Here is a 5975-nt window from a genome sequence, read left to right as displayed (position 1 = left end):
GTGCATCTTCATTCACTTTTCCGTTTTCTCCACACAAAAACATGCACTTTCCCGATTTTTTTTACTTTAATATCGGTTTTGTTCATGAATCCGTTTTCAAATAGTGCTATAATATATGTGAGGTGCTCATTATGAAAGCTATTCACAGAAGTACACGAGATCACTCGATTCAATTTTTTTCGCGCCTACTCTTTCTCCTCTTAGTCGTCAATACCTTGATCAACCTTTTGATAGGTGGGATTAGCCGAAATTTTATTAAACACCAAAATATGCTCCATTTAGAGGACTCGATTCATATCTATGCGGATTCCTTAAATACAGAGCTTCACTCCGTTGAGCGTTTTATGTACAGTACCATTAGTCACAATGACTATTTGACAGAGCTCAATACTCCGCTTGATTTCACGGATTTTCATGAAAATCTAAAAAAACTGCGGATTGATTTCACGGAGTTTCAGTACCAGATGGATAGCCCCATTACCTTTTTCATAGAGACAAAAGATATCCCACATTTTTTCAACGCTTCCAGTCTTCAACTGCCCTACCTGGACTATGTACAATTGAAAGATCATCTTAAAACCTATGACAAAGAAACAGACAAGACCCGTCAAAAATGGCAACGAATCAGCCTGAACCAGCATGATTATCTCTTAAAATCCCTCCATTACAAGGGCAAAGCTATCTATGCCATCATTTCTACCCAGGATATTTTAAAACCCTTGCAAAAGCTCAATATCGGGAAAAAAGGGCGCTTATCCATCGATCGCCCCAACCAGATCCATGCTACAGATTCCGTCATTCAAGCCGGTAGCAATCAAACCCACCTGCCTTTTGATCTGTATGTGACGGTCGATTACGGAGACGTTTTCCGTACAAATATCGTACTGGAAACCCTTCTCTCCTTGGTCCCTTTGATCATCGCCGTTCTCTCCACCATTCTGATCCTTTATATTCGTCAACGGATGATCCAACCGATGAAACGACTCACCCAACGCCTTTCTCAGCTAGATGCTGCTTCTACCAAGCTAGATGTAATCGAAGACCAAGGGATCTTAGAGATCGATCAGGCCAATCACAAGCTCAATCAGGTTCTGATCCATATGAAAGACCTCCAAATTCGAGCCTACCACGCGCAACTCAATCTCAAAAAAGTCGAACTCAATTACCTCAAAAATCAAGTTCGACCCCATTTTTACCTCAACATGCTTTCCATGATTCACAGCATGCTCCAAACCAAGGACTATAAGGAAATCGAGGAGTTGACCAAGGTGACTTCCAACTACTTGCGTCACCTCTTTCAAGCCAATCAAGATTTCAATCGCTTAACAGATGAAATCCAACATATCCGAAATTACCTAGAAATCCAGAAAATCCGCTATGGGGACAGCATCCACTTTGACCTGGACTGGGATCCTGGTCTGAAAGATGCGGCTATTCCCCCTCTGCTTTTACAAACCTTTGTGGAAAATGCCATCAAACACGGCTTTTCTTTCCAAGATTCCTTCCACATTCAGCTTTCCATTCATGAAGAAGCAAACCAACACCTTGCCATTTCCCTTCAGGATAATGGACCCGGTTTTAGCTCCGCTATCTTACAAGATCTAGCAGAGAAAAAATCCTTAGTCACTGAAAATGGCCACCACATTGGTTTGACCAATGCACGGGAGCGACTAGATCTCCTCTATCCAGATCACTACACGCTCCAATTTTCAAATGGATCCCAAGGAGGTGCCCGCATCCAACTGAGACTTCCTTATGAACCCTACAAAGGAGACACACATGAATATCCTACTCGTTGACGATGATCGTTTTATCATTAAAGCCCTACAGGAAACCATCCATTGGGAAGCCTTGGGCATTGAGCAGGTATATACCGCCTCCAGTCTGAGCCAAGCCCAAGCCATCATTCAAAGCCACCCGATTGCCCTCATGATCAGTGATATCGAGATGCCACAAGGCAGTGGGCTAGATCTCCTAGCCTGGGTCCGGTCAGAAAAATATGACATTCAAACGATCTTCCTTACCAATTATGCTGATTTCAATTATGCCCAAAAAGCCATTGAACTCCAAAGTTTTGAATACTACCTCAAACCGATTGACCCCGACCGTTTAGAGTTTATCATTCAAAAAGCCCTCAATAAGATCAAGCGCCACAAGAGTGCGGCCCAATTAGCACAGCAAGGACAAAAAGAAGCTGAATTTTGGCATGACTACTTGCGAAAACCGCGTCCATCTCAAGCAGAACAGCTCCTTCAAGAAGTAACAAAACGGGGTTATAGCCCCAAACCACATGAAGACTACCTCTTGCTCCTCATCACTCTCCACTTAGTTGAAGAAGACTTTCACCCCAGCGTCCCTTCTTGGCGCTTGCAGCTCCGCCATTGTATCAAGGATCTCTCCCTAGATTTCCCTGTCCACTACTGTGCCCTCAGTAAAATCGAAAGCCAGACCGATCGCTACCTCTGTCTCTTCAAAAAGAATCAGACTACAGAGTGTGCAGACTTCCTAAAGGCTATCCAGCAGAAGATCCAGCAAGACTTAGACCGATCCTCTATCCTTCTCTATTCAGATGCCATTTCCCTTAAGACGCTCTTGATGAAGGCTCTGCAACTCTGCCAATACAGTGAAGAACAAGTCTTCCATTGGGACAGTATCCACTCCTATGCTTCTTTGGCTCCACAACCTCAAAAGCCTGCTCATCGGACATCGCTCACTTTTACAAATCAGCTAGAGACAGAACAGCTCCTCCAAATCATCCATAGCTTAGAGACTCAAGATCGCATCCCGCTCTCAGCTCTGAGTGAACTCCAGCTAGACTGGACCCAGCAAATTGGCATTTATCTGGACAAGAACGGCATTCTCGCCCACAAGTTATTTCAAAACAAACACCATCAATTTCTCTTCGAACGGCGGTTTCATGCCATCGAAGCTTTTGAAGCCTATATCGGAGATTACTGGAGCTCTGCTCGCCATTATGTGATCGATCTAGAACACCAATCCAATCTCATCCAACGGATCACTGACTACATCGATCACCATTACAAGGAGGATATCAGTCGCACCAAGCTGGCAGAAATGGTTTTTCTTAGTCCAGATCATCTAGCGAGGATGTTTAAGCGCGACACCGGCGAAAAACTGGTGAAATACATCACCGATAAACGGATGGCCGCCGCAAAAGAGATGCTATCGCAAAGCGATACCCCCATTTACCAAGTTGCCCTCCAGGTGGGATATGACAACTACTCCTACTTTACAAAGGCTTTTAAACAAAAGGTCGGCCTCTCCCCAGGAGATTACCGCAAGCAATGCCAAGAAGCCTTTTAAAACAAGAAAAAAACCTTTGAAAAGGATTCCTTTTCAAAGGTTTTATTTTCTTTTCTTCTTAATTTCTTTTTCAATCGCACTAGCAATCTTCTCCACCATATAGGCCATCTGGAGATTGCGCAAGATCAAGAGGGCCCAAAAACATGCAAAGAGCATTTGACCCGCCATGGTCGCTTCATTGAAAAAATATGTCTCCATAGCAGTAAAGACTGCTATCACTGCAAATTGTTTTCTATTCATAAAATTATTTTACCATGATTCAGTAAAAAATTCATGTATTAATCGTCTTGCAGGGTGATTTTATCGGATAAAAAGTGAAATTCCTCAGGGATGACGCTTTCCTCTTCTTCTACCACTTCCGCTTTTTGTCCACGCGCCTTAGCCGAAAACTCTGCCCGGATTTGGGTCCATTCTTCCATCGAAACAGCTAAAATTTCTGGCGAGAAGCCCGCAGCATTGCTGAGGATATTTCCAAACATGGTATTGAGGTTGTCCCGCTTCATAGTCTGTTCAGCATTAAAGGCAGACTCAAAGGCTAAAATAGCGTGATTTTCATTGGCAGCTACTGGCTGGGATCCGATTAAGAGGGCCTTATCCGCACCTGCCAAGCTCTCGATGATTTCCCCCCAAGCGTTCTGAAGACGGATCAAGTTGGTCCGTGCCAACTCTGGATTTTCGACCGCCTCTTGTAAAATGGCGTTGACCTTATTTCGATCTGCACGGTAGCCCTTGCTAGACTTGGTTGGACGAGCTACTGTCGGTTTTGAAGCAGGAAGACTGCTACCCGATTGCGCTAACTGTTGCTTGAGCTGTGCGACTTCCTTCTTCAAGTCTTCCAGCTGAGCTAGCACATTGGAAGGAACCTCCACAGCAGCTGACTTAGAAACTTGGCCTGTTCTTTCAGCCAATTTAATGGTCATCATTTCAGTATAGATACGCGGTTGCAGACTATTTTTGATGTCCGCAAGACTGGTCGTCGCCTGGTCAATCAGGGCAAAAAGACGGGCTTGATCAGCTTCAAGATTCGTCGCAAACAAGTCACTAGCGTGAGTATTTTCTCCGCCTGTCTGGACAATCAGGAGATCTCTCAGATATTGAAGTAAGTCCGTGACGAAACGGGCCATATTCTTCCCGTTATCAAAGATAATCGCCAGCTGATCCAGCGCCGCTGTCGCATCATGAGCCAGGATGGCAGCCACGTACTGATCGAGCGCAGCAAGACTGATGGACCCAGTAATCTCTTCAGCGATTGCTGTCGTCAACTCACTACCCGCAGTCAGACTCAGGGCTTGGTCCAAAATGGACAAGGCATCCCGCATTCCACCTTCAGCGCGCCGAGCAATGATCTGGACAGCATCTGCTTCATAGGCAATGCCTTCAGTAGCTAAGATACTTTCCAAATGGTGAACGATATCTGGTAGTTTGATAGATTTGAATTCAAAGCGTTGCACCCGTGACAGAATGGTCGCAGGAATCTTGTGCAACTCTGTCGTTGCGAGGATAAATACTACATTTTCCGTTGGTTCTTCCAGCGTCTTCAACAAGGCATTAAAGGCCCCTGTTGAGAGCATATGGACCTCATCGATAATGTAGACCTTATGCTTGGCTAGACTCGGAGCATAAGTGGATTTGTCGCGAATATCCCTAATCTCATCGACCCCATTGTTGGAAGCTGCATCGATCTCGATAACATCTTCTAGACTCCCATTGGTGATGGATTCACAGATATAGCAGTCGTTACACGGCTCCCCATTGACTTGATTAGGACAGTTCATAGCCTTAGCAAAGATCTTGGCCACACTGGTTTTCCCAGTACCACGAGGACCCGAAAAGAGATAGGCATGGCTGATCTTGTCCTGCTCGACGGCCTGTCTCAATGTCCGTGCCACCACTTGCTGGCCGACCAATTGGCCAAAAGTCTGGCTACGGTATTTCCGATATAAAGCTTGATACATTAGTTCTTAACTCCAAACATCTTAAAGTCCCAGTTTGTCTTTTCGATCAATATGGTGACAAACTTTTCCAAATACTCTTGATCCAGCTGATCGTAGTCAGAGACACATTCTGAGTCCAGATCTAAAACCCCAAGGAGCTGACCGTCCTTAACCATAGGCACCACAATCTCACTCATGGCTCGACTATCACAGGAAATATAGTTGGCATGTTGGCGGACATCATCGACAATCATGGTTTTCTGCTCTTGAGCTGCTTCTCCACAGACACCCTTTCCGAGAGCGATATGGACACAAGAAACACCTCCCTGAAAAGGTCCCAAGATCAATTCCGTTTGGTCATACAAATAAAAACCCGCAAAGACCGAACGAGGCAGGGCTTGATTTAAGAGAGCACTGGCATTGGACAGATTAGCCAAGGCATTGGTTTCTCCCATTAAGAGAGCATCTAATTGAGCCAGCAAGAGCTGGTATTGTGATTCTTTTTCCGAATGTTTCATACCTTCCATTATACCAAATCTTTGCCCAAAAATTAAGCTTCAAACAGCGAAAGAAAAGAGAGTGGGACAGAAATCGGTCATTCGTTAGAATTCGATTTCGTTGTCCCACCTCCGCACAATTGAGTAGGGCTGTAAAAGCTGATGAATTCAGCGTAGTAGAGCCCACTCAACCACTGCGTCTTGCTCGACAATCCAAAAA

General features: G+C 44.9%; 5 protein-coding genes. 2 read left to right on the top strand and 3 right to left on the bottom strand.

What is annotated here, in order from left to right; genetic code table 11:
- Nucleotides 1-131: 131 nt before the first annotated feature.
- Together SPADD19_RS02455 and SPADD19_RS02450 are read left to right on the top strand one after the other, a co-directional pair.
- A complete protein-coding gene (locus SPADD19_RS02455; RefSeq protein ID WP_061455109.1) occupies nt 132-1799 on the top strand; it encodes a sensor histidine kinase in 1668 nt (555 codons plus the stop codon).
- A complete protein-coding gene (locus SPADD19_RS02450; RefSeq protein WP_061455108.1) occupies nt 1780-3324 on the top strand; it encodes a helix-turn-helix domain-containing protein in 1545 nt (514 codons plus the stop codon). Before SPADD19_RS02455 ends, SPADD19_RS02450 begins: the two co-directional genes overlap by 20 nt.
- Before the next feature lie 42 nt (nt 3325-3366).
- Here SPADD19_RS02450 and SPADD19_RS02445 read toward each other — a convergent pair whose 3' ends face one another.
- The 3 genes from SPADD19_RS02445 to SPADD19_RS02435 are packed head-to-tail and all read right to left on the bottom strand — an operon-like array spanning nt 3367 to nt 5776.
- Nucleotides 3367-3564: a DUF3272 family protein gene (locus SPADD19_RS02445; RefSeq protein ID WP_014713547.1), complete on the bottom strand. Its 198-nt coding sequence runs from the start codon at nt 3562-3564 to the stop codon at nt 3367-3369.
- Nucleotides 3565-3602: 38 nt separating this feature from the next.
- Nucleotides 3603-5279 carry a DNA polymerase III subunit gamma/tau gene (gene dnaX / locus SPADD19_RS02440; protein ID WP_061455107.1) on the bottom strand — a complete coding sequence of 559 codons (1677 nt, stop codon included), beginning with the start codon at nt 5277-5279 and terminating at the stop codon, nt 3603-3605.
- Entirely contained in the window at nt 5279-5776 is a 498-nt protein-coding gene (locus SPADD19_RS02435) for a GAF domain-containing protein (protein WP_024055807.1), read from the bottom strand. Before SPADD19_RS02435 ends, dnaX begins: the two co-directional genes overlap by 1 nt.
- Nucleotides 5777-5975: the final 199 nt, after the last annotated feature.

It is taken from the genome of Streptococcus parasanguinis, assembly GCF_001578955.1.
In the GTDB taxonomy this organism is placed as follows: Bacteria; Bacillota; Bacilli; order Lactobacillales; family Streptococcaceae; genus Streptococcus; species Streptococcus parasanguinis_U.
The sequence above is the reverse complement of the archived record's forward strand: the minus strand, read 5'-3'. Positions and strand labels throughout refer to the sequence as shown.